Origin of the sequence: Actinomadura sp. SCN-SB (assembly GCF_043906805.1) — a bacterium.
Taxonomy (GTDB): domain Bacteria; phylum Actinomycetota; class Actinomycetes; order Streptosporangiales; family Streptosporangiaceae; genus Spirillospora.
The window spans coordinates 45,350-68,317 of the sequence record NZ_JBIMPP010000036.1 but is presented as its reverse complement, the minus strand read 5'-3'; the positions used below and the strand labels follow the sequence as shown (position 1 = coordinate 68,317).

The following is a 22,968-nucleotide window of genomic DNA, read 5'->3' as shown; positions in this document are numbered from 1 at the left end:
CGGAGCGCGCCGCTCCGGCCAGAATGTCCGGCATGTTCGTCTCCGTGGGGGATGTCCGCCTGTACTTCGATGTCGACGGCCCCGCGCTGGTCCCGGACGGTCCGGCGATGGTGGAGCGTCCCACGATCGTCGCGTTGCACGGCGGTCCGGGTGCCGACCATTCGATGTTCAAGCCGGTGCTCGCCCCCGCCGCCGCGTTCGCCCAGGTGGTCTATCTCGACCAGCGCGGCAGCGGACGCTCGGACCGCAGCGGTCCCGGCCAGTGGACGTGGGAGCGCTGGGCCGACGACGTCGCCGACTTCTGCGACGCCCTGGGGATCGACCGGCCCGTGCTGCTGGGCACCTCCAGCGGCGGCTGGGTCGCGCTGACGGCGGCGATCCGGCATGCGTCCCGCCTGGGCGGGGTGGTCCTGGACAGCGTCATGCCGGGACCGGCGGAGGAACGGCTGGAGGTGTTCGAGCGGCTCGGCGGTCCCGAGGCGCGCGAGACGGCCCGGCGCTACTGGGACGGCGAGGACGTCCAGGAGGACTGGGAGCGGATCTGCCTGCCCCTCTACTCGCGGCGTCCCGGCGGCGATCCGGACGCGGCCGACAGGATGCGGCGCGTCCGGTTCAACCATGACGTCATCGAGCATTTCCGGCGGAGCCTCGCGGGCCGGTTCGACCCGTGGGAGCAGCTCGGGCAGGTCACGTGCAAGACGCTGATCCTCGCCGGTGAGCACGACCCGGTCGCCACCGTCTCCGCCGCCCGGCGGCTCGACGCGGCCCTGGACGCGGTGGGCGCGCCGCACAGCCTGCACGTGTTCCCCGACGCGGGGCACGGCGTCTTCCGCGAGGCCCCCGAACGCGCGCTCGCGCTGCTCCGTGACTTCGTCGAGGGGCGGAACCCGGCGGGCCCGTGACGCGAGGTGGCGCGGCAACTATCGACCATCGGTCCCGGACCAGAGTAGGAAACAACTGTAAGGATCCGGTCACTTCACTCCGTATGACCTGCGCGTTAACGTCAAGTCCCGCGTCATCGCGCCGAGACGCCGCAAGGGACCAGGCCCGTCGCCCCCGGGCCTGGTCCGCCGAGCCGCGCGGCGGGGGACGAGGGGAGGCGGCCGGGCATAGCGGAGAAGTCCACTCCCTTGCACCGGCCCAAGCCCGGCCGCCTCAACGCGACCCGCTCCCATGGCGACCGGGATGACGGAATAAGCCGTATTTGCCCGGACTTGTCGGTCATTGCTGAGGGAATGGCCCATGGCGGCTTCCCCATCCCAACATCGGCCGAATACCAATTTTCGAAGATCAGAAAATGATCACCCTGGCCGTCGCTGATTCGTCGGACTCCGCCGCAAAAAAGGGTTCTCGGTAGGTAGATCTCTTCGGATTTCCGGCGCCCGCCTGTTACCGTCGGAGACATGAGCAATGCGACCGGAAAGCTGCGTGAGTCGTGGGAGGCGGCCCGCGACGACCTGCGCCACAAGATCGCTGCGATCCCGATGCAACCGGCCGACCGCCGGGCGCTGATCCGTTCGCTGGACGCCTACCACGCCACCCTCACCGCCTGGCTCGTCGGCCGCGACCTCCCCGCGCGTCGCGGCCCTGACCTGGCCGACCGTCCCGCCGAGGGCAGGCGCTGACCCTCGCGAGACCCCTCACGAGACCTCTGACGAGGACCCTCGCGAGGCCCGCGCCCGGCACGGCGGCCACGACGTCCACCCCGATCGCCGGCAGGCCGTGGTGGTGCCGGCGGGGATCCGCCCCGCCGGGGCCCCGGCTCCACGCGCGGCGGCGGCGCGCCCCGCCGCGGGTGGCCTGCGGGTATTCCCGCGAGGAGTAGATTGCCCCCGTGGCCGTGCGCGCCCGGCCTCGCATAATGCCGAGAATTCCAGTTATAGAGCGGCGATAACGTCCATTGCGGCCGTTCCGGATCTCCTTCCCCGCAGGGCATCCGGCCGTTTCCACCGCCGCCCGGTCGTCCGGCGCGCCGGTACGGGCGTCTCCACCGAACGTGGACGGCGCTCTCATGTTCCGCTCAGGTTCAGGGGTTAGGGTCCCGATCACGGACGTGCGACGGCGCCCGGTCCGGGAGGGAGCGGCTCGATGACGCGAAGCGACCCCGCGGTGGTGCGGTTCCCCGCCGAGGTCGACCTGACCAACGGCGAGCTGGTGCTCGGCGAGGCGAGGCGGGCGCTGCGGTCCGGCGCGGCCGGGCTCGTCCTGGACCTGAGCGGCTGCGCGTTCTGCGACTCCGCCGGCCCGAACGCGATCTTCCGGTCCGCGCTGCGCGCCGACGCGATGGGCGTGCCGGTGGTCGTGGTGCTCCCCCGCCGTGGCATCGTGCGCAAGATCTGCGACATCGCGGGCGTCACGCGCCGCCTCACCACCGTCCACGACCTTGGAGCCGCACGCCGCGCGCTGTCGGCGCGTCTGGCAGCATCGGAGTGATCCCGCCGCCGGACGACGTGGACCGGGCGGCCCGAGGGAACGGTGACACGATGACCGTGGTGACCAGAAAGGACGGGCCGATCACGCTGATCGGCATCGACCGTCCCGCGCGCCGCAACGCGGTGGACCGCGCCACCGCCGAGGCGCTGTCGGCGGCGTTCCGCGCGTTCGACGCCGACCCTGAGGCGTCCGTGGCCGTGCTGTACGGGGAGGGCGGCACCTTCTGCGCGGGCGCCGACCTGCGCGCCATCAGCGAGGGCGACGGCAACCGCGTCGCCCCGGACGGCGACGGCCCGATGGGGCCGACGCGCATGACCCTGTCCAAGCCGGTGATCGCCGCGGTCAGCGGCCATGCCGTGGCGGGCGGGCTGGAACTGGCGCTGTGGGCGGACCTGCGGGTCGCGGACGAGAGCGCCGTGTTCGGGGTGTTCTGCCGGCGCTGGGGCATCCCGCTGATCGACGGCGGCACGGTACGGCTGCCGCGCCTGATCGGGCGGAGCCGGGCGCTGGACCTGATCCTCACCGGCCGCCCGGTGGACGCCGCCGAGGCGTACGAGATCGGGCTGGTCAACCGGCTCGTCCCGGAAGGGCGCGCGGTCACCGGGGCGTGCGAGCTGGCCGCCCAGATCGCCGCGTTCCCGCAGACGTGCCTGCGCCGCGACCGGGCGTCGGTCCTGGAGCAGGAGGGACTGGACGAGGAGGCGGCGATGGCGGTGGAGTTCCGCCACGGGCAGGTGTCCCTCGCGTCCGCCGAGGCGGTCGAAGGCGCGACGAGGTTCGCCGGAGGCGCCGGGCGCCACGGGGAGACCTGACGGTCATGCGCCCTCCCTGGTGGGAGCGTGGCCGTTGGGCGCGTGCCCGTTGAGGGGGCGGGTGGCGGTGCGCAGCGCCCGGTACAGCAGGCCGGGGTCGCCGAGCCGGTGGCGGAGGAGCTTCTCCAGGCCGCCGATGGGGACGAGGTTCTGCGGCGCCCTGGGGTCCTTGTAGTCGACCCCGGCCAGCGCCGGAATGATCGCCGCGCTGGCGTCGGCCAGGTCCACGGCCGTGGCCACGTCCAGGTCCGCCGCCGCCTCGCACCGGGCGATGCCCGCCCAGGGCGCCCCCGACGGGCTGGGCAGCCGCAGGTACCAGGAGAACCGTCCCCAGCTGGTGGTCATCAGGAACAGCGGGGTGCGCTGCCCCGCGCGCAGGCCGGCCAGGACGGACGCCTGATGGCCCGACAGGTACGCGGCATGGTGGGTCTTCACGTACCCGATGGTGCGCGGCAGGTGCGCCCGGCCGCGCAAGGGGCCGTCCACGATGAGCAGCTCGTCCGCCCTGGAGGCGTTCTCGGAACGGTGGCGGGTCGCCAGGCTCACCTCCAGGTCGCTGAGCCGCCGCTGGAGCGCCAGTGACAGCTCCTCGGCGGTGGCGCCCTTGGCCCGTCCGGCGACGTAGGTCCCGGCCCAGGTCGGCAGGTCGGCTGCCTGGTCGGACGGCGTGAACAGGAACCGCCGCACCTCCACCTCCGCCAGTTCGGCGGGACCGCCGGGCGCGCAGCGCACCAGCCCGGCGGCGCAGGACGCGGCGATCCCCGGCACCGGCATGCCGCCGGACGGGTCGCCCACCCACACCCGGGCCTCGATCCGGCGGACGCCGTCCGCGATGAGGACCCCACCGGTGGGCGGGCCGGACGCGGCGGGCTCGATCGGGGTCCATCGCGCGGCGGGCGTCTCCACGTCCAGGTCGATCTGGACGGACGTGGCGTCCATCTCGGTCAGCGCCTCGGCCGTGAGGGACGTGGCGTACCCCGGGTCCCACGGGTCGATGGTGATGGCGCCGGCGGCCTCGGTCGGTGCTGTGGTCATGCGCTCTTCTTCTCGACGTGGGAGCCCGTGCCGTCCCGTGACACCTCGAAGCGGACCGGGACGCGCTCGGCGAGTGCGGGGACGTGGGTGACGATGCCGATCACGCGGTCGCCGCCGGACGCGAGACGTTCCAGGGTGGCCGCGACGGTGTCGAGGGTGGCCGGGTCGAGCGTGCCGAACCCCTCGTCCAGGAAGATCGACTCCAGGCCGCGGGCGCCGCCGCCGAACCGGGCCACCTGGTCGGAGAGGGCGAGCGCCAGGGCCAGCGACGCCTGGAACGTCTCGCCGCCCGACAGGGTGCGCACGTTGCGCCGCATCCCGGCCTCGGCGTAGTCGATCACCTCGATCGCGTTGCGGTCGCCGAGGGCCAGCGCGAACTGCCCGTCCGACAGCTCCCGCAACGTCTCGGACGCGGTGGCCACGAGGAGGTCGAGCGCCTCGCCGCACAGCCAGTTCTCGAAGTTGTTCGCGCGCAGGTGAACGGCCAGCGCGTGCGCGACCCGGGCGTCCTGGGCGTGCCGGTCGGCCTCGGCGCGCAGCGCGGCCGCCTCCCGACGCCTCTCCTGGACGCGTTCCAGCCGGTGTTCGGCCTGGTTGCGGGCGTTGACGATGGTCTCGCGCACCGTGTCGGGCTCCAGCCGCGCGGGCGCGGCGATCTCGTGGTCGGCGAGCGTGGCGGCGAGCGCGCGGGCCCGCTCGTCGCGTGCGAGCCGGGCGGCCCGCAACCGCTCTTCGAGGGCGTCGGTGTCCTGCCGCCGCCGGTGCTCCTCCTCGTCCCGCCAGGCCAGCAGGCCCGTCCAGGCCGCGTGCAGGTCGGACCTGTCGACCGGTGGCGCGCCGAGCGCCACGACGGTGTCGCGGGCACGGTCGAGCTCGGTGAGCGCCTGCTCGGCCTCCTTGCGCAGATCGGCGGCGTCCGCGTCGGCACGGTTCTTCTCCTTGCGGGCGGCGGCCGTGGCACGCCGCGCGCCCTCCACCTCCTTCTCGGCGGAACGGATGGCGGCCAGGCGTTCGTCGACGCCCGCGGCGTCGGGCTGATCGCGGAGGTGCTCGGCCTGCGCGTCCAGTTGCCGCCGGAGACCGGCGAGCTTCTCCTCCAGGACGGAAAGCGCGTTCTTGCGCGCCGTCTCCTCCGCCTGGGCGGCGTCGAGTTCCTTCCGCGCGTCCGTCACCGCCCGTTCGGCCTTGTCCAGAGCGGCCGGTGCGTGGTGTCGCGGCCGTTCGGTCACCTGGCGCAGGCAGACCGGGCACGGCTCGCCGAGTTCCAGCCGCCGGGCCAAATCGGCGGCGGTGTGGGCGTCCCGCAGGCGCTGCCGCTCGCGTTCGGCCTCCTCCAGCCGCCGCCGGGCGTCCGCGACGCGCGCCTCGGCGCCGGTCACGGCCCGGTGCGCGTCGGCCGAACCCGACTCCGCCTCGGCGATCTCCCCGCTGAGGCGGGCGTGCTCGCGGTGGGCCGTGCGCGCGAGTTCGAGGGCCGTCCGGTCGCCCAGGCCGGCGAGCCGGTCGCGGGCCGCCTCCTCCTGCTCCTCCAGCCTGGTCACGTCCTCGGCCAGCCGCTCCGCGCGCTCGGCGGCCAAGCGGATGTCCTCGGCCAGGGTCGGGACGTGGCGGGGCAACGCCAACGCGCCCAGGGCGGCGAGCGCGCGCCTGCCCTCGACCGCGTCCTTCTCCCGTTCCGCGATCTCCGCGTCGGCCTCGCGCAGCCCGTCCAGCGCCGACCCGACCTCGTCGCCGAGGGCGCGCAGCCGGTCGAGGCGCCGCCGCGCCGCGGTCTCGGCCGCCTCGTCGGCGTCGGCCAGGCCCGCCAGCCTCGCCTCGGCGGACTCCCGCCTGACCTCCGCGGCCCGCGCCTCCTCACCGGCCCTCTGCTTGACCAGCTCGAACGTGCCCGCGTCCAGGAGCTGGACGAGCAGGTCCTGCCGTTTGCGCGGCTCGGCCTGGAGGAACTCGGCGAACCTGCCCTGCGGCAGGATCACGCACTGGGTGAAGTACTTGAACTCCAGGCCGGTGATGCGCTGCACGGCCGGGGTGACCCGGTCACCGTCGGCGACCGTCCTGGCGGACGCCGCCAGCATCGCCTCGACGCCCTCGGCGGGGTCGACGGACGGGTCGAGCTCGTCCAGGCGCGCCTCCTTGGTGCCGACGGTCCCGCGCGCGCTGCGCGTCAGCGCCCGCACGACCCCGTACCGGCGTCCCGCCGACTCGAAGACCAGCGCCACCTTCCCGGACGTCGCGGACGGCGCCAGCGCGAGCGCGATCGTCTTCTCGTTGGCCCAGCGCGGCACCGTCCCGTACAGGGCGAAGCTGATCGCGTCGATGACGGTGCTCTTGCCCGACCCGGTCGGGCCCACCAGCACGAAGTAGTCCACATCGTGCAGGGCGATCGTGGTCGGCGTCCGGTAGCTACAGAAGTTCTCCATGTGAACGCACAAGGGGCGCATCAGACGTCCCCTCCCCCGGCTCGCCCGGCCTCCGTGGTGACGTCGTCGTAGAGGCGGTCGAACAGGGCGACGACCTGCTCGTCCTCGTGCCCCGTGTGGTCGAGGTAGGCGCGGAAGAGCCGCCGTGGCGTGCGCACCCCCTCGCCGAGGACGGCCGTCCCCCGGCGGGACGAGGACGGGCGGAACTCCTCGTCGATGTCCACGGTCAGCGCGTTGGGCAGGATGTCACGGACCTGGTCGGCGAGGCCCGCGCGCGGCTTCTCCGAGACCACGACGCGCAGCCAGGCGTCGCCCACGTCGTCCTTCATCGCCTCCAGCCTTCCGAGCGAGCCCTTGACCGTGCGCAGCTCGCGGGCGCTCTTCAGCGTCACCTCGCGGACCTTGGCGGGACGTCCCGGAGCCGCCTCCACCAGGAGGGCGCCGGGCGTGTTCCGCTCCTCGCCGAAGTCCACCGCGATCGGGGACCCGCTGTACCAGATCGGGCACGGCCCCGGCATGCTCTGCCGCCGATGCAGGTGCCCGAGCGCCGCGTAGTGCGCGGACGCGGGGAACGCCGACGCCTCGAAGTAGTAGTCCATGATGGTCTGCGCCTCGCGTTCACCGCCGCCCCACGTCCCGCCGGGCAGCGTCCCGTGCGCGGCGACCAGGTTGACGGTGTCGTCGGCGAACCCGGCCGTCAGCGCCTCGGCGAGCCGGGCGAACCGGTCGGCGTACCGGCGGTTGTGCTGGTCGGGGGTGTCGGTGAGCGCCTCCACGGCCCGGACGACGTACCGCTGCGACAGGAACGGCAGCGCCGCGAGCCGGACCGGTTCGCCGTGCCGCGTCGTCCAGGACACCACGCCGCCCGCGTCCGGCCGCCGGAACCGCCCGACGACCCGCACGCCCAGATGGTCCAGGACCGGCCGGTAGACGTCGTCGAGCAGCCGCGGATCGTCGTGGTTCCCCGCCAGGACGACGACCTGGCGGCCGCCTTCCCGCAGGGCGAGCAGCGTCTTCATCACCAGGGCCTGCGCGGGCGGGGTCGGCACGGCGCCGTCGAACACGTCACCGGCGACGATGACCGCGTCCACGTCCTCCTCCCGGGCGACCTCGACCAGCTCGGCCAGCACCCTCGCGTGCTCCTCCGCCCGCGACCGGCCCCGGAGCACCTTCCCGACATGCCAGTCGGCGGTGTGCAGGAACTTCATGGCGGCTCCTTCAGAAGGGCACGTCCTCGTCCGGGTCGGCCTCGCCGCCGAGCCCGGCGAACGGATCGGCCGGCGCCCTCTCCCGCGGCGGAGCGGCCGCCGCCTCGGCGGGACGGGTCGCCCACGCCGGGAACGGGAACTCCACCGCGAGCGGGACGGGGATCTCGGGCTGGCCGACGAACATCGTGCCGGGCTTGGCGATCGTGGCGCGGGCCCGTGCCGCGGGCGGGAGCCAGGCGTACTCGGAACGGGACGCCTCCGCCGCGTCCAGCCGTCCCGCCACCCGGACCGCGCAGTTGGCGACGATGCGGCGCTCCACCTCCGACGCCGTCTGCTGCGCCCCGATGAGGATGACGCCGAGCGAGCGGCCCCGCTCGGCCACGTCCAGCAGGATCTCCTTGATGGGGGAACCGCCCTCGCGCGGCGCGTACTTGTTCAGCTCGTCCAGCACCACGAACAGCAGCGGCCGTGCGCTGCCGGTACTCTCCTTGTGCGCGAACTCCCCGCGCAGCACCGTCCCGACCACGAACCGCTGCGCCCGCTCGGGCAGGTTGTGCAGGTCGACGATGGTGACCTGGGCCTCGGAGGTGCTGATCGACCGGTCGCCCCGCTTCGGCAGGTCGCCCCGGACGACCGGCGACAGCGGCCGCACCGACGACCGCAGCCGCCGCAGGAACGCGTTGACGGTGCCGAGGCCCATCAGCGCCGCGCCCCATTCGCGGCGCGCGTCCTCGTCGGACAGCTCCTGCTCAATCACGTCCACCAGGTCGGCGTACGTGCGGCAGACCGGGCCGTCCCCGATCCGGACCGCTCCGCCGTCCCCCGCCGGGACCGCCTCCCGCTTGAGACGCGCCGCCACCTGGCCGATCAGCATCGTGTACTGGGCGCGCTCGTCCTCGGTGTCGGCGAAGACGAAGCGCAGCAGCTCCTCGTCACAGAACTCGGCGAGCGTCCAATAGAAGGGGCTCACGTCCCGTGTCCTTGCCGAGACATGCGGCGTCCCATTGGGATCGCCTGGCCTCGGCGGGGCGAACACATGAACGCTCCCGAACGGCCCCACCGGCAATCCCAGCTTCTTGTACGCCGCGCGCGCGTCCTCGTCCAGCCGCGTGTTCGCGTGGTCGAGGAACAGCAGATCCTCGCCCTTCACCGAGAAGATGAGCGCCTTCGTGTTGTGCGCCTCGGCCCCCAGCGCGCCCGAGTTGAAGATCGAGTACAGCAGGAAGGTCGCGAACGAGGTCTTGGTCGCCACCCCCGACACCCCCGAGATGGAGACATGGGCGCCCCGCGTGCCGTCCAGGAACTCCAGGTTCACGTGGATCGGCTCCCCGTCCCGGCCCAGCCCGACCGGCACCCGGCGCTCCATCACATCGAAGTACAGCGCCCGCTCCCGATCGTCCGTGTCGGCCCTGTACGCCACGGCGCCCGGCAACGGCGGCACGTACACCTCGGGCTCGACCCGCGTCACCGTGACCTCCGCCGACTCCACCACGGCCGCCGGAAGCACCCCCTGCACGATCAGGAACACGTCCGAGTCGTACGCGGCGCCCTCATGCCTCGCCTCGACATTGGTGACGACCCCGGCGATCAGCACGTCCCCGCGCCCCGGCACCTCCCGCCGCGCGACGACCACCTCATCGAGCTGAAGCACCGTCCCGGGCTCCAGCCCCACCCAGAACGCCAACGGCGTGGCCGCCTGCGTCCCGAGCACCCGCCCGACGACCCCGGCCTCCCGCACGAGCCCGGCGTCCCCCCGAACCGCGTCCTCGGTCATCTCGCCAATCCCACCCCAGAGCCCACGAAGACCACAAGTGCCCCAGAGCGTAGCCCCGCCCCACGACAGGATCCGCCCCGCACCCCACCCCGCCCCAGTGCGGACAGCCGCCCGACTTTCCCCTACCGAACACCCAAAACGATAATTTCAAACATTCCAGAAAAGACCGCAGAAGCAACCCTTGATACCAGTCATTTCCGAAAAAGCCCTGCGCGACCGTTGGATAGCCATTACCTTCTCTGCCATGCCCTCTTACAAACACGAGGTGCCGCTGCATATGATCAGACAGCGCCCCCGCCTCGCGGTCGACATATTGCGGGCCGTCGACGGCGTCGACATCCCCGCCCACGACCAGGTGCTCACCGGTTCGGAGAACCTCACCACCCTCCACCCGGCCCAACTGAACTGCGACGGAGCCGTCGTGGCGAAGCGGAACGGGAAGGCGGTCCTCGGAATCATCACCGAACAGCAACAGCAGCCCGACCCGCGCAAACAGTTCAGCTGGCCCGCCTACGTCGCCACGTTCCGTCACCGCCTCCAGTGCGACGTGGCGCTCCTGGTGCTCTGCATCAACAAGGCCGCCGCCGAAAAGTTCCGGACCCCGATCCGGCTGGGCCCGCCCGGCTCCGTGGTGTACCCGGTGGCCGTATGCCCAGCCGACCTGCCCCCCGTCACCGACCCGGAGGAGGCTCGCCGCTACCCCGAACTCGCAGTACTCACCACACCCGCCCACGCCGACACCCGCCAAGGGGAAGAGGTCCTCCGCGCCTACTGCGAGGCGCTGGAGGTCCTCGATCGCGAGAACGGCAAGCTGTACCATGATTACGCTAAGTCGCAGCTCTCGTCGGCGGCTCAGAAGCTCCTGGAGGAGATCGTGAAGATCGACGAATACCAGTGGCAGTCCGACTTCGCCCTCGAACACCAGGCGATCGGCCGCGCCGAGGGACGCGCTGAAGGACGCACCGAAGGCGAGGTCGAGGAAGCCGCCAAGGCGCTCCGCCTGATCCTCAAGACCCGCAACATCGCCATCTCCGAAACGGCCCGGCAGCGCATCAACAACTGCAACGACCTCAAACAACTCGAACACTGGATGACACGCGCCATCACGATCGACCAGATCGACGAGCTTTTTGACTGATGCCCGTCCTCGGGGGTCCTGGTCGCCGGGGTCAGGTCCAGCGGAAGGTCCTGGCGGCCAGGGCCGCGGCGAGGATGGTGGTGGCGGTCAGGGGGTCGGGATGCATTCGTCCGGGAGCACCGCTGATACGGGTGAGAGCTCCGGCCTCACCTGTGGGCCGGGAAGCTGGCGTGCACGGTGCGGCCGGTCGCGTCACCCGTCCATGACCAGCAGGCGGTCAGGGCCTCCACGGTGAGCAGGCCGCGGCCGGACTCCCACAGGTCATCGCCCCCGGCTCCGTGTGCAGGGCACGCAGCCGGGATGGAGGAGCCGCCCTCGTCGGTGACGGATACGAGGACCACGCGAGCATTCTGGCTGATCTCCACGATGAAATGGCCGCCGTCCTCACCCGAACGGGTGTGCCGGACGGCGTTGACCATCAGCTCGTTCAGGACGAGCAGCACGTCATCCAGCGCGGCGAAGCCGGCCGGCAGATGCCGGGCGAACGCGCGGACCACACGCGCCTGATCGATCTCGCCACGGAAGCGCCGCCGCCAGTACATCGGCGCTTCGGGCTCGGCTTGGACGGGAAGTGCGAGCGACATCGACCACCTCGAACGAGACGGAACCTCATCGGACGGTTCCATCCTGATGAGCGCCGACGTACCAGTCCGCTCGATCGCGGCTTCGGCGCTCCTTCCGGTCGATTGCCACGCCGTGCAGGCGGACGTCCAACTTCTTCACGTTCACCAGCGCACGTTGACGATGACGACGTTCGAATCGGCCGAACCGGTTCGAACGCCCCGACCATTCAGGACACGCTCAGGTCACCGGTGATAACACAGAGTGGACATGCCGATCCCCCACGTCGGCGCCCCTTCCCTCTACCCGCCCGATCCCGGGAGGTCCCGATGAGCAGTCCCTACATCCGCCGACGCCGCCTCGCCGCGATAGGTCAACCCGGCCCGTCGGTTGAGCCGCCGACTCGTCGGGGGAACGAACTCGTCGGCGGGATGGGACTCGTAGGCCCTTGTCGCGCCCGGAAGGCCGCCGCGCCCGCTGATCCCTCCGGCCACGAATCGCCACTCGGATACACCCGCGCCCCCGCCGTCCCGAAGGCCGGATTCTCAAACCGTTGATCAACGCAAAGACGGCCGCGCTCTTTTTGGCAGACGTCGCCCATGATCCGGAGCCCGTCCGGGCGGAGACTGAGCGCGACGAAGATGATCTAAGGAGATCTTGGGTTTCTCCACCTTGGTGATCGTTTGGGTGGGATGATCGTTTTGTGGCGAGGAAGGGGCGTAGGTCGACCTACGAGGAGCGTCTGACGGCGGTTCGGATGCTTGAGCAGAAGGTGCCGGTGGACAAGGTCGCGGCGGTGGTGGATGTCGATCGGTCGACGTTGCTGGGGTGGTGGCGGAACTATCGGTTGATCGGTCCGGAGTCCTTGCGGACGAAGAAGACGCGCGGCCCGGACGGCAAGCTGAATGACGCGCAGTTGCGGGAGTTGTACGCGCTGCTGGTGGGTGCCGATCCACGGCAGTTGAGTTTCGGGTTCGCGTTGTGGACGCGGGCGATGGTCGGCCAGTTGATCTTTCAGCGTTTCAAGATCCGGGTGTCGGTCGCGACCGTCGGCCGGGTGCTGAAAGCGCTCGGCATGTCGCCGCAAAAGCCGCTGTATCGCGCGTATGAGCAGGACCCGGAGAGGGTTCGCACGTGGAAGACCCAGACCTATCCGCAGATTTGCCGCCGGGCGGCCGTGGAGGGCGCGGAGATCTTCTTCGCAGATGAGGCGTCCGTCCGGACCGACTTCCACGCCGGCACGACCTGGGCGCCGGTCGGCCAGACCCCGGTGGTGGAGAAGACGGGCAAGCGCACGTCGGTGATGATGATCTCCGCGGTGTCGCCGAAGGGGAAGTTGCGATTCATGGTCCATGATCAGGGCCTGAAATCGGAGGAGTTCATCACCTTCTGCCGCCGTCTGCTCGACGACACCCCCGCGGACAAGAAGGTGTTCCTGATCGTGGACGGCGGACGCATCCACACCTCGAAGATGACCAAGCGGTTCGTCGAGCGCACCGACCGCCTCGAACTGTTCTATCTGCCGCCGTACTCTCCCGAGCTCAACCCCGACGAATGGGTCTGGAAGAACGTGAAGAACGACCGCGTCGGCCGCCAGGCCGTCCAAAGCCACGACGAACTCCGTCTCTTCGTCACCGCGGCGCTCCACCGTCTCCAGAAACTCCCTCGGCTCGTCCTGTCCTTCTTCACCGACCCGCGCCTGGCCTACATCACCAGCTGACCAGAAAGCCACAGTTCAAGTCTGGAAACCCGAGATCTTCTTAGATCAACGCCGGGGCAGGGAAAAGGACCTCCCTTTCCGGCCGCCAGGACGACGAAACCCAGGCCATCGGTCCGGGCGCCGGCGACGGCGCCGCGCGACCGCGACTCCCGGTCATCCCACCCCTTGCTCCCTTGGGCCCGCATGCCCACATGCCCTTCTCCCGGGGCGTTCCGGCACGCGGCCTCGGTTCGCCGCGCCCGCGGCGCGGTCGATCATTCCCGTAAGGAGAGTGGCCCTTTGTGTGAAACCGACCATCTCGACTCGTCCGGAATGAGCCGGCGCGACATGCTCGGCCTGCTCGGCGTCGCGGGCACCGCCGCGGCCGTCACCCCGATCCTGACGGCCGACCCCGCCATGGCCGCGGCCTCCGACCTCGCGCTCGACCCCAAGACGACGCCCGCCGACCCCGCCGACTACGCTCCCCCCACCGGCCTGGCCCTCGACTCGCAGGCCAAGGACGCGGCCCTGTCATGGATCGACCGCCGCTCCAACGCCATCATCGGGCTGAACGACAGGATCTGGGAATTCGCCGAGCCCTCGCTCGCGGAATGGAACTCCTCGTGGGCCGAGGCGCAGTTCCTCGCGGCCAACGGGTTCACGATCACATGGGGCGCCGGCGGCATGCCGACCGCCTTCGTCGCCACGTTCAGCAACGGCACCGGAAAACCCGTGATCGGGTTCAGCGGCGAGTACGACGCGCTGCCGGGACTTTCGCAGGAGAAAGGCAACCCCAAGCATTCCCCGCTCGCCTACCACCATGACCCGTACGCCCCCACGTACGGTTTCGGGCACGGCTGCGGGCACAACGCGCTCGGCGCCGCCGCGGCGGCCGCGGCCGTCGCGGTCTCCGTGGCGATGAAGGCCCGCAACATCTCCGGCACGCTCAAGTTCTTCGGCTCCACCGCCGAGGAACAACTGGTCGGCAAGACCGTGGCGGTGAAGGCCGGGGTCTACAAGGGCCTGGACGCGTTCGTGGACTGGCATCCCAGCAGCAACAACGGCACCGGCTGGGGTTCCAGCAACGCCATGTACAGCATCGCCTTCCACTTCCTGGGCACCGACGGGCACGGCGGCTCGCCCCTGGCGACGCGCTCCACCCAGGACGCCGTGACGGCGATGGCCACGCTCACCGAGTACCTGCGGGAGAGCTACCAGGCGCACACGTCCCGGATGCACTACGCGATCCGGCAGACCGGGCAGGCGCCCAACGTCTTCCCGACCCTGTCGTCCATCTGGTACTACGCCCGCGAGGGCAGCCCGGCCCGCGCCAAGATCCTCATGGACCGGCTCGTCAAGTGCGCGGAGGCCGCGGCGCTGGCCACGGGCACCCGCATGGAGCACCGCATCATGGCCGGCACGTGGAACCAGCTCGGCAACAAGCGCGGCGCCGAACTGATGCACGCCAACATGACGCAGATCGGCCCCCCGAAGTTCTCGGCGGCCGACCAGAACTTCGGGAAGGCGCTGCAACGCTCCAACGGGACCGAGGAATCGGGGTTCTCCGAGACGATCAGCCCGCTCACCCCGCCCGCGCCGGTGTTCATGGGCGGCGGCTCCACCGACGTCGCCGACATCAGCTGGCAGGTCCCCACCATCCAGATGGGCGCGGCGCACCAGCCCCGCGGCACCAAGAACCACTCGTGGCACCACACCGCGACCGGGGCGCACCACTCCGGTCACGTCGGGATGCTGATGGCCGCCAGGTACCTCGCCGGCACGACCGTGGACCTGCTCACCCAGCCCAAGGTCATCGCCGAGATGAAGGACGAGTTCGAGCGGCGCACGAAGAACATCACGTGGACGAGCATGCTCCCCGACGACTACGAGCTCCCGCTGTACGAGCCGCCGAAGTGGTTCCTTGAGCGGACGGGCCAGAAATGGCCGCCGAAGGGCGTCAAGTGGCCGCCGCGCCGGATCGTCTCCACCGAGACCGCGCCCGACCTCGGCCCCGCGCTTCCCCCGTCCAATCTGCCCCCGCTGGAATAACCCTTCGCGTCCCACCGTCCCCCGCGGCCCTTCGCGAGAAGTGGTCGCGGGGGACGGCTTTCTCCGCGCGAGCCGGGTCGCGCGTCAGCGGTGACGTGCACGAAATGGCGAGCGGGGGTGCACTATGTGGCGACCCCGAAGCCGCGTCGGCCGCCTAACGTCTGCGGTAACGCGTCCACCCCGCGAGGCGCGCCCGAGGAGGGGTACACGGTGAAGACGAAAGCGGCGATACTCACCGCGGCGCACCAGCCGTTCGAGATCGTGGAGCTGGACCTGGACGGTCCCAAGGAGGGTGAGATCCTCATCCGCTATGTGACCGCCGGGCTGTGCCACTCGGACCTGCACCTCATCGACGGCGACATCGAGCCGCGCTTCCCGATGGTGGGCGGGCACGAGGGCGCCGGAGTCGTCGAGGAGGTCGGTCCGGGCGTGACCAAGGTGGCGCCCGGCGACCATGTGGTGTGCAGCTTCATCCCGAGCTGCGGGCACTGCCGCTACTGCTCCACCGGCCGGCAGAGCCTGTGCGACCTGGGCGCCGGCATCGCCGTCGGCTGCATGCCCGACCAGACGTTCCGGATGCGCCTGGACGGCGAGGACGTCGGCGGCATGTGCATGCTCGGCACGTTCTCCCAGTACGGGACCATCTCCCAGGACTCCGTCGTCAAGATCGACCCGACCATCCCGCTGGAGGTGGCGGTGCTGACCGGCTGCGGCGTGCCCACCGGCTGGGGCACCGCCGTGTACGCGGGCGGGGTGCGGCCGGGCGACACCGTGGTGATCTACGGCATCGGCGGGGTCGGCATCAACTCCGTCCAGGGCGCCGTGCACGCCGGGGCGAAGAACGTGGTCGTCGTCGACCCGGTGGCGTTCAAGCGGGACACCGCCATGAAGATGGGCGCCACGCACGCGTTCGCCGACGCGGCGGAGGCACAGGAGGCGGTCGTGGAGATGACCCGCGGCCAGGGCGCCGACCAGGCGCTGATCACCGTCGGCACGGTGGACAGCGCGGTCGTCACCGCCGCGTTCGAGACGGTCGGCAAGGGCGGCACCGTCGTGATCACCGGTCTGGCCAACCCGGGCCTGCTGAACATCCAGCTTCCCAGCGGGCTGCTGACGCTGTTCGAGAAATCGGTCAAGGGCGCCCTGTTCGGGTCGTCCAACCCGCAGTACGACATCGTCCGGATGCTGGACCTCTACCAGGCCGGCCAGATCAGGCTGGACGAGCTGATCACCCAGCGCTACGGCCTCGACCAGATCAACCAGGGCTACCAGGACCTCCAGGACGGCAAGAACATCCGCGGCGTCCTGGTCCACGAACACTGACGTCGTCTCACCGGCCGTCCCGCGGGACGGCGGAAGGACGGGCGGTACATGCCTCAGGGCATGCTGATCGACGGGACGTGGACGGCCGGGCGCGGCACCACGTTCCCGACGCGACCGGGAAGGTGATCGACGAGGTACCGGAGGCCACGGAGGCCGACGCGGGCGAGGCGGTCGAGGTGGCCGCCCGCGCCTTCGCGCCGGCGGAACGGGCGGGCATGCTGCCCGCGGCGCGCCAGGCTGATGCTGCGGCTGGCTGACCTGCCAAGATCACCGGCGTGACCGCCTCCCTCTGGTCGCGGGACATCTCCGAGGCCAACCGGCTCGCCCGCCGGATCCGGGTTGGAAGCGTCCACATCAACACCTTCCCGATTTTCGACCCGGCGGCGCCGTGGGGCGGGATGACGGCGTCCGGCATGGGACCCGAGATGGGCTGGGAGGCCATCGAGGCGTACACCGAAGTGAAGAGCATCTGGACCAAGCTCTAGGGACACCCGTACGGGAAGCGGGGCCGGGCCACCGGACCGGCCCCGGGTTTCCGTGCTGTGAAAGTTCCCGGGTGACCTTGCTTTACGCCGGTTTACGATCCTGCCACAGTTGAGGTGCCGGCGGGCCGGTCACGTGCGCCCGGCCTCCGGCCGGCGAGCGTCCCGCGCCACCGTGGAGAGGCTGTGACAAGGTGACGGTCACCCCTGACCTCGTGGACCGCGAGGTCGACGACGTCGGCGAACTCGAGCACGCGCTGTCGGACGTCTGCGCCCCGATGCGCATCAAGCCCGAGGGAGACCGCCCCTTCACCGCCGCGTGCCGCGGCACCCGGATCGGCGACGTCTTCATCGCCCGGGTCCGCAGCGGCCCGTGCACGATCCTCAGGGATCCCGGGCTCATCCGGTCCACCGACCGCGAGCTGGTCAAGCTGATCTTCCTGGACGCGGGCCGTCTCGCCGTCGAGCAGGACGGCCGGCGGTCCCTGCTGAAACCGGGCGACATGGTCGGGTACGAGACCGTCCGCCCCTACGAGCTGCGCTGCCTGACCCCCAGCGAAAGCGTGATCGTCGGCGTCCCGGCCACGTCGCTGGGCGCGCACGCCAACCTGGTGTCCCGGCACACCGCCGTCGCCGCCCCGACCGACACCCGGCTGCACGCCGCCATCAGCGGATTCCTGCGCGACCTCACCGAGGTGCCGGGCCCGTCCAACGGCAGCGCCGGGCACTACCTGGCCGACGCGCTGGTCTCGCTCGTGATCGCCCAGCTCACCCACGTCCTGCCGCCCGCCGAGCCGGACGGGCTCGCCGACCGCGTCCTGGCGTACTGCCTGGCGCACCTGTCCGACCCCGAGCTGTCCGTGGAGGCGGTCGCCCGCGCGCACCGGATCTCCGTCCGTTACCTGCACAAGGTCCTGCAACCCCGGGAGGTGACCCTGTCGGCCTGGATCCGGCGGCACCGCCTCGAACGCATCCGCCGCGACCTGGCCAACCCGGCGCTGGCCGACCAGACCGTCTCCACGATCGCCGCCCGCTGGGGCGTCCTGGACGCCACCCACGTCAGCCGCGCGCTCAAGGCCGAGTTCGGTCTGACCGCCGCCGACATCCGCCGCCACGCCCTGGGGAACCACACCACCGTCCCCTCGGGCTAGGGCGCCGCGAGTCACGGAACCGCCACCCGCGCGTCCGCCTGGAGGATCTCCCCGACGACACGTTCGGCGGACTCCAGCGCACCGTTCATCCAGGCGACCCACAGCGTGGCGGTGTGCTCGCCCGCGAAGTGCACCCGGCCCTCGGGACGGCGCATGGCGGGCCGCATCCATCGCAGCTCACCGGGTTGCGGGGACCCCCAGCCGCCGCCCGCCCACGGGTCCTCCTGCCACGCCTTGTGAGCGACACCGATGACCTGCCCGTCGATACCGGGCACGAGCCTGCGGAAAAGCCTCCCCATCTCCGTGACGCGCCGCCGCCCGTGGGAGGCGAACTCGATCGCCTCGGTGTCGAACATGTAGGCGTGCAGCATCCCCGTGGTCGAGTTGCGCTGCTGGGAACTGGTGTTCCACACGCGTCCCGCCATCGTGTCGGTCGCCACGAGGTCGAGGCCGCCCAGCCTCCCCAGGGGATCCTTGTGCCAGAACCGGCGGCGGGTCTGGAAATGGCACCGGGCGGCGGCCATGTACTGCAATTCACGGATCGCGGCCATCTTGTCGTGCGAGAACCCGGCGTCCAGCCGCACCCGGCGCAGCGGCGCGAAAGGCAGCGCGCACACGCACCGATCCGCCCGCAGCTCATGCAGGCCACTGCGATCCCTGAAGCCCACCGTCACGCCACGGGCGTCCTGAGCGATCCGCACGACCTCACTGCGGTACTTCACGCGACGTCCCAGCGCGGCGGCGAGCGCGTAGGGAAGCCGGTCATTGCCGCCCCGGATGCTGGAAACCCTGTCCCCGGCCGGTAGCGACTCCACCGCCAGACCGGCCGCCGCATTGGCACGGGCGACCCGTCCGTTCTGCGCGTAGAACCAGTCGCGCCAGGTCTTCGAGGCACCCCGCCCGGCCAGGTACTCGTCGACCGTCACCCGGTCGAGCTCACGGGCCGACGGCACCGAGCCGGGCCAGCCCGGATCCGAGATGTCCCCGAGCATGGCCATCCCCGACAGCACGTACTCCGGGAGAAGCGCCGAAGGATCGGGCTGCTCGCTGGGATGGAACCCCGGCACAGGCCACGGCCGCCCAGGCTCAGGGGCCAGGAACCGCTTCCCACGCAGGTAGAACGCCCGTACGCCGGTGTCGTAGGGCGTCAGCTCAAGCCCGAACTCCTGGACGTACCTGAGCGTGTACTCGTGCGTGTCGAAGATCCGCACGGCCCCCATCTCGGCATGCCCGCCGTACCGGAACGCATCACGCTCGGTCTGCACCCGCCCGCCCGGACGCCCCTGCGCCTCAAGCACCGTCACCTCGTACCCGCGCTTCATCAGGCTGTACGCGGCCCCCAGCCCGGCCAGCCCGGCACCGAGCACGACCACCCGTCCACGCCTTCCACCCGCGGCGGCGGCCTGCGGCGCCAGTGACACCACCCCGGCCGCCCCGAGCGTCCCCAGGAACCCCCGCCGATCGACCCCGTACCCCATCGAGACCACCCGCCCGATCTACTCCAGACTGGACCATCCCGGACGCTACTCCAAACTGGAGCACCGTCAACCCCTGTCCCCTTACCGCCGATCGGCGAGTACGGCCCGCGCCTGGGTCACGCAGCACGTCCCCTGTCCGCCTGACCTGCATGCTCAGCGCGGGTTGCGACAGACCGAGCCGATCAGCGGCGCGGATGAAGTCGCGGTTCCCCGACGCGGAACCGCGAATGCACCTCCATAACTGCGGGTTATTACAACGGCTATTGGACGGGCCGAAAGTCCGCGGCGCAGGATTGGCCACGTCCGGAGTGAAGTCGGACGCATCGACCATAGGGAACTGATGAGCACCAACGAGGACCGGACGTCGATCGTCGAGATCTGTACGCGAATGGCGTGGCACGCCGACCAACGCGAATGGGACCAGCTCGCGACGATCTTCGCCGACGAGGTCACGCTCGACTACACCAGTCTCAACGGGGGCGAGCCCGTCACGCTCACCCCGGCCGACATCGTCGCCGGGTGGCGGGACGCGCTCGGCGCCTACGCGGCGACCCAGCATCTGATCACCAACCACCTGGTGACGGTCGACGGCGGCACCGCCGTCTGCACCGCCTCCTTCCAGGCCACCCACCGCCATCCCGGCCCGCTCGGCGACGCCCCGCTGTGGACGCTGGGCGGCGACTACCGGTTCGACCTGGTCCGGGCGGGCGGCGAGTGGAGAATCGCGGGCGTGGTGATGACCGCGAAGTGGTCCCAGGGGGACCGGGAGACGACGACTATGGAGGAGGCGCGGTCATGACGACCAGGCACAAGGTGACGTTCACCAGCGAGGGCGCGTCCCTCACCGGCAACCTGTTCCTGCCGGACGGGGTCGGCGGCCCGGTGCCGGGGATCGTGGTCGCGGGCACCTGGACCAGTGTCAAGGAGCAGATGGCCGACCGCTACGCCGAGCGCATGGCCGACCGCGGGTACGCCGCGCTGTCGTTCGACTTCGCCGGTTTCGGCGAGTCGGAGGGCGAGCCGCGCGACTGGGAGCGGCCGGAGGCGAAGGTCCGCGACATCCACAGCGCGGTGAGCTTCCTGGCCGGTCATGCGGCCGTCGACGCGGACCGGCTCGGGGCGCTGGGCGTGTGCGCCGCCGCGATGTACATGAGCGCCGGCGCGGTCGAGGACACCCGCATCCGCTCCCTCGCGCTGATCGCGCCGTGGCTGCACGACCCGGAGATCTGCCGGGACGTGTACGGCGGCGCCGAGGGCGTGGACGCCAAGCTGGCGGACGCCGGCAAGGCCCGCGCGCGGTACGAGGCGACGGGCGAGGTCGAGTACGTGCCCGTGGTCAGCGGCAGCGACCCGCGCGCCGCGATGCCGATGGACGTGGACTTCTACCTCAACCCCGAACGCGGCGGCATCCCGCAGTGGCCGAACCGGTTCGCGGTCATGGGCTGGCGTGACTGGCTGACGTTCGACTCCATCGCGCTGGCGCCACGGGTCCGCGTCCCCGTCGTCCTGGTCCACAGCGAGGACGCCGCGATCCCCGAGGGCGCCCGGCGCTTCCACACCGCCCTGGACGGCCCGAAGGACTTCGTCTGGACGACCGGCATCCAGTTCGACTTCTACGACCAGGAACCCACCGTCACCACGGCCGCCGACGCCGCCGCAGCCCACTTCGCGACCACCCTGAAGCCATGACCGACATGCCACGCCCGGCGTGCATCGACCACGGCTGCACCCGATGAACGCCGCTCCACTGGCGAATTGCCAGGCCGGCATCAAGGTACATGCGTCATTCGGATGGACGAGGCCGCCCTTCGACGGCACCCGGCACGTCTCGGATGATCGCCATTACCGTACGCTCCATGACCCTCGTGGCCTCTTCGATCGACAGGCCGAGGTCGTCGCGGCTGCCCATCCACGCCGGCCAGGTACAGGCCACCAGGAGAGCACTCACCAGCTCGTCGGCGTCCTTCCCGGCCAGCGCGATCTCCGGCGCGAACGTCTGCCCGATGTCGGTGCGCAGACGCTCGTTGTGCCTTCTGCGGTTCCGTCTCAGCTGTTCCGAGAACGGGAGGCGGAGCTGCGCGGCGCGGGACGCTCCGGCGATGGACTCGAGCATCGTCGCCCGTTGGTGGCAGAAAGCGCGCACCCGGTGTTCAAGGGGCAGGTCGGCCGGAATGACGGAATGGTGGGCGTACTGGACCTCCAAGGTCTTCTCCCCCGTGGCGGCGAAGAGGCTTTCGAGGTCGGGGAAATGGCTCCAAAGAGTACGGAGGGAGACACCTGCGCGCTCGGCGACCTGGGCCGCGGTCGGGCGCAGGTTGCCCTCCATCATGAGCGCCATGTTGGCGTCGACGATCGCGGCCCTCGTCCGTCGGGACCTCAGTATCCTTCCGTCGGCCGCCCGTTGTCTGGGCGGGTCCGCCTCCCGCGAGCTCATGCCGCAGCACCCCTTGGAAGCATTATCGTGTGATCGACGGATGATGGGCGGCGGCGCGCTGGGCCCTGGTGCCGGTGCGAGCGGCGGGGCCGGTCAAAGGCTGTCATCGAAGAGGTCGACGGGGAAGTCCTTTGTCTTGGAAAGCGTCCACCGGGGGGCGCGCTTCTCCCGGAAGGCGTTGACGCCCTCGGGCGCGTCCGCGTGCCGGCCCGCCCACCGGAAGAGTTCACGCTCGAGTTCGAGCGCGGCACTCCGGTCGGTCTCCTCAAGGAAGTGCCGCGCCACCAGTTTAGTGATGGCGGCGGAGACGGGGGCGACGTTTGCGGCGATGTCGGCGGCGATCTGTTTCGCCGTCTCCAGCACCGATTCGGCGGGCACCGCCTGTGAGGCGATGCCCAGTCGTGCGGCGTCCGTCCCGGAGAAGATCCGCCCGGTCAGGAGCAGGTCCATGGCCCGGGAGTACCCGATGAGGCGGGGCAGGCTCCACAGCAGGTCGGCGTCAGGGATCACGCCTCGCCGGTTGAAGACGAAACCGAGCTTGGCCTCCTCCGCGACCACGATGATGTCGGCGCGGAGCGCCATCGTCATCCCGGCTCCGACGGCGTGCCCGTTGACAGCCGCGATGACGGGCGTACGGATGCGGTCGGCGGGACGGTGCGGGCCGGGGTACCTGGCCTCGGCCTCCTCGCGGGTCAGCGAGCCGTCGAACGTGCGGCCCGCCGGAAGCAGTCCGGCACCGGCGCAGAAGGCCCGGCCGGCACCGGTCAGGATGATCGCGCGGATGCCGTCGTCGGCGTCGAAACGTCCCAGTGCGTGACCGATCTCGGCCGACATCAGCCAGTCCCAGCTGTTGAGCCGATCGGGCCGGTTGAGGGTGATGGTGCCGACCGGACCGTCACGATCGACGAGGATCGACTCGTAGGCGGGTTCGGGGGTGCTGCTCATGCGTCCTCCTGGGGAAGGGGCGGCCT

The 22,968-nt window shown here is 71.1% G+C and carries 21 protein-coding genes; 13 read left to right on the top strand and 8 right to left on the bottom strand.

The window, feature by feature from the left end; genetic code table 11:
• Positions 1-32 precede the first annotated feature (32 nt).
• From ACGWYJ_RS22770 to ACGWYJ_RS22755, 4 genes are all read left to right on the top strand, one after another.
• Positions 33-902: an alpha/beta fold hydrolase gene (locus tag ACGWYJ_RS22770; protein ID WP_395108273.1), complete on the top strand. Its 870-nt coding sequence runs from the start codon at positions 33-35 to the stop codon at positions 900-902.
• A gap of 501 nt (positions 903-1,403) precedes the next feature.
• Complete coding sequence (locus ACGWYJ_RS22765) at positions 1,404-1,625, top strand: hypothetical protein (RefSeq protein ID WP_285698271.1); 222 nt, start codon at positions 1,404-1,406, stop codon at positions 1,623-1,625.
• A 463-nt stretch (positions 1,626-2,088) separates the two neighbouring features.
• Positions 2,089-2,433: an STAS domain-containing protein gene (locus ACGWYJ_RS22760; RefSeq protein ID WP_395108272.1), complete on the top strand. Its 345-nt coding sequence runs from the start codon at positions 2,089-2,091 to the stop codon at positions 2,431-2,433.
• A gap of 50 nt (positions 2,434-2,483) precedes the next feature.
• Positions 2,484-3,245 carry a crotonase/enoyl-CoA hydratase family protein gene (locus ACGWYJ_RS22755; protein WP_395108271.1) on the top strand — a complete coding sequence of 254 codons (762 nt, stop codon included), beginning with the start codon at positions 2,484-2,486 and terminating at the stop codon, positions 3,243-3,245.
• Between the two features lie 3 nt (positions 3,246-3,248).
• On the opposite strand, the gene ACGWYJ_RS22750 is transcribed toward ACGWYJ_RS22755, so the two are convergent.
• Genes ACGWYJ_RS22750 through ACGWYJ_RS22735 form a run of 4 tightly spaced genes read right to left on the bottom strand, consistent with a single transcriptional unit; the run spans position 3,249 to position 9,682 of the window.
• Positions 3,249-4,280, bottom strand: coding sequence for a hypothetical protein (locus ACGWYJ_RS22750; protein ID WP_395108270.1), 1,032 nt, complete (start codon positions 4,278-4,280; stop codon positions 3,249-3,251).
• A complete protein-coding gene (locus ACGWYJ_RS22745; protein WP_395108269.1) occupies positions 4,277-6,712 on the bottom strand; it encodes an AAA family ATPase in 2,436 nt (811 codons plus the stop codon). The genes ACGWYJ_RS22750 and ACGWYJ_RS22745 overlap by 4 nt, the downstream gene beginning before the upstream one ends.
• 8 nt (positions 6,713-6,720) lie before the next feature.
• Positions 6,721-7,908 (bottom strand): exonuclease SbcCD subunit D, encoded by a 1,188-nt coding sequence (locus ACGWYJ_RS22740; protein ID WP_395108268.1) that lies wholly within the window; start codon positions 7,906-7,908, stop codon positions 6,721-6,723.
• Between the two features lie 10 nt (positions 7,909-7,918).
• The gene (locus tag ACGWYJ_RS22735; protein ID WP_395108267.1) at positions 7,919-9,682 is read right to left on the bottom strand and encodes an ATP-binding protein; all 1,764 of its coding nucleotides are present in this window, start codon (positions 9,680-9,682) and stop codon (positions 7,919-7,921) included.
• A gap of 277 nt (positions 9,683-9,959) precedes the next feature.
• Here ACGWYJ_RS22735 and ACGWYJ_RS22730 point away from each other — a divergent pair, with 277 nt between their 5' ends.
• Positions 9,960-10,820, top strand: coding sequence for a hypothetical protein (locus tag ACGWYJ_RS22730; protein ID WP_395108266.1), 861 nt, complete (start codon positions 9,960-9,962; stop codon positions 10,818-10,820).
• A gap of 146 nt (positions 10,821-10,966) precedes the next feature.
• On the opposite strand, the gene ACGWYJ_RS22725 is transcribed toward ACGWYJ_RS22730, so the two are convergent.
• Positions 10,967-11,404: an ATP-binding protein gene (locus ACGWYJ_RS22725; RefSeq protein WP_395108265.1), complete on the bottom strand. Its 438-nt coding sequence runs from the start codon at positions 11,402-11,404 to the stop codon at positions 10,967-10,969.
• Between the two features lie 680 nt (positions 11,405-12,084).
• Here ACGWYJ_RS22725 and ACGWYJ_RS22720 point away from each other — a divergent pair.
• The 6 genes from ACGWYJ_RS22720 (at position 12,085) to ACGWYJ_RS22695 (ending at position 18,085) form a co-directional block, all read left to right on the top strand.
• Positions 12,085-13,101, top strand: a complete 1,017-nt coding sequence (locus tag ACGWYJ_RS22720; RefSeq protein ID WP_395108264.1) for an IS630 family transposase — start codon at positions 12,085-12,087, stop codon at positions 13,099-13,101.
• Positions 13,102-13,380: 279 nt separating this feature from the next.
• Positions 13,381-15,129: an amidohydrolase gene (locus ACGWYJ_RS22715; protein WP_395108263.1), complete on the top strand. Its 1,749-nt coding sequence runs from the start codon at positions 13,381-13,383 to the stop codon at positions 15,127-15,129.
• Positions 15,130-15,339: 210 nt separating this feature from the next.
• On the top strand, positions 15,340-16,452 hold the full coding sequence (locus tag ACGWYJ_RS22710) for an NDMA-dependent alcohol dehydrogenase (RefSeq protein WP_395108262.1): 1,113 nt from the start codon (positions 15,340-15,342) through the stop codon (positions 16,450-16,452).
• Between the two features lie 77 nt (positions 16,453-16,529).
• Positions 16,530-16,709, top strand: a complete 180-nt coding sequence (locus ACGWYJ_RS22705; protein ID WP_395108261.1) for a hypothetical protein — start codon at positions 16,530-16,532, stop codon at positions 16,707-16,709.
• 18 nt (positions 16,710-16,727) lie between these two features.
• Positions 16,728-16,937: an aldehyde dehydrogenase family protein gene (locus ACGWYJ_RS22700; protein ID WP_395108260.1), complete on the top strand. Its 210-nt coding sequence runs from the start codon at positions 16,728-16,730 to the stop codon at positions 16,935-16,937.
• A gap of 191 nt (positions 16,938-17,128) precedes the next feature.
• Complete coding sequence (locus ACGWYJ_RS22695) at positions 17,129-18,085, top strand: helix-turn-helix domain-containing protein (RefSeq protein WP_395108259.1); 957 nt, start codon at positions 17,129-17,131, stop codon at positions 18,083-18,085.
• Positions 18,086-18,096: 11 nt separating this feature from the next.
• Here ACGWYJ_RS22695 and ACGWYJ_RS22690 read toward each other — a convergent pair whose 3' ends face one another.
• Positions 18,097-19,563: a flavin monoamine oxidase family protein gene (locus ACGWYJ_RS22690; protein ID WP_395108258.1), complete on the bottom strand. Its 1,467-nt coding sequence runs from the start codon at positions 19,561-19,563 to the stop codon at positions 18,097-18,099.
• Positions 19,564-19,903: 340 nt separating this feature from the next.
• Here ACGWYJ_RS22690 and ACGWYJ_RS22685 point away from each other — a divergent pair, with 340 nt between their 5' ends.
• Together ACGWYJ_RS22685 and ACGWYJ_RS22680 are read left to right on the top strand one after the other, a co-directional pair.
• Entirely contained in the window at positions 19,904-20,362 is a 459-nt protein-coding gene (locus tag ACGWYJ_RS22685; protein ID WP_395108257.1) for a nuclear transport factor 2 family protein, read from the top strand.
• Entirely contained in the window at positions 20,359-21,252 is an 894-nt protein-coding gene (locus ACGWYJ_RS22680; RefSeq protein ID WP_395108256.1) for an alpha/beta hydrolase, read from the top strand. Before ACGWYJ_RS22685 ends, ACGWYJ_RS22680 begins: the two co-directional genes overlap by 4 nt.
• A gap of 94 nt (positions 21,253-21,346) precedes the next feature.
• Here the strand turns inward: ACGWYJ_RS22680 and ACGWYJ_RS22675 are convergent, their stop codons facing one another.
• Together ACGWYJ_RS22675 and ACGWYJ_RS22670 are read right to left on the bottom strand one after the other, a co-directional pair.
• Positions 21,347-21,997 (bottom strand): TetR/AcrR family transcriptional regulator, encoded by a 651-nt coding sequence (locus tag ACGWYJ_RS22675; protein WP_395108255.1) that lies wholly within the window; start codon positions 21,995-21,997, stop codon positions 21,347-21,349.
• Positions 21,998-22,090: 93 nt separating this feature from the next.
• Complete coding sequence (locus ACGWYJ_RS22670) at positions 22,091-22,942, bottom strand: enoyl-CoA hydratase/isomerase family protein (protein ID WP_395108254.1); 852 nt, start codon at positions 22,940-22,942, stop codon at positions 22,091-22,093.
• Positions 22,943-22,968: the final 26 nt, after the last annotated feature.

Coding starts and splice junctions, on each gene's coding strand:
- ACGWYJ_RS22770 (WP_395108273.1), top strand. CDS start 33: ATGTTCGTCTCCGTGGGGGATGTCCGCCTGTACTTCGATGTCGACGGC.
- ACGWYJ_RS22765 (WP_285698271.1), top strand. CDS start 1,404: ATGAGCAATGCGACCGGAAAGCTGCGTGAGTCGTGGGAGGCGGCCCGC.
- ACGWYJ_RS22760 (WP_395108272.1), top strand. CDS start 2,089: ATGACGCGAAGCGACCCCGCGGTGGTGCGGTTCCCCGCCGAGGTCGAC.
- ACGWYJ_RS22755 (WP_395108271.1), top strand. CDS start 2,484: ATGACCGTGGTGACCAGAAAGGACGGGCCGATCACGCTGATCGGCATC.
- ACGWYJ_RS22750 (WP_395108270.1), bottom strand. CDS start 4,280: ATGACCACAGCACCGACCGAGGCCGCCGGCGCCATCACCATCGACCCG.
- ACGWYJ_RS22740 (WP_395108268.1), bottom strand. CDS start 7,908: ATGAAGTTCCTGCACACCGCCGACTGGCATGTCGGGAAGGTGCTCCGG.
- ACGWYJ_RS22735 (WP_395108267.1), bottom strand. CDS start 9,682: ATGACCGAGGACGCGGTTCGGGGGGACGCCGGGCTCGTGCGGGAGGCC.
- ACGWYJ_RS22730 (WP_395108266.1), top strand. CDS start 9,960: ATGATCAGACAGCGCCCCCGCCTCGCGGTCGACATATTGCGGGCCGTC.
- ACGWYJ_RS22725 (WP_395108265.1), bottom strand. CDS start 11,404: ATGTCGCTCGCACTTCCCGTCCAAGCCGAGCCCGAAGCGCCGATGTAC.
- ACGWYJ_RS22690 (WP_395108258.1), bottom strand. CDS start 19,563: ATGGGGTACGGGGTCGATCGGCGGGGGTTCCTGGGGACGCTCGGGGCG.
- ACGWYJ_RS22685 (WP_395108257.1), top strand. CDS start 19,904: ATGAGCACCAACGAGGACCGGACGTCGATCGTCGAGATCTGTACGCGA.
- ACGWYJ_RS22680 (WP_395108256.1), top strand. CDS start 20,359: ATGACGACCAGGCACAAGGTGACGTTCACCAGCGAGGGCGCGTCCCTC.
- ACGWYJ_RS22675 (WP_395108255.1), bottom strand. CDS start 21,997: ATGAGCTCGCGGGAGGCGGACCCGCCCAGACAACGGGCGGCCGACGGA.
- ACGWYJ_RS22670 (WP_395108254.1), bottom strand. CDS start 22,942: ATGAGCAGCACCCCCGAACCCGCCTACGAGTCGATCCTCGTCGATCGT.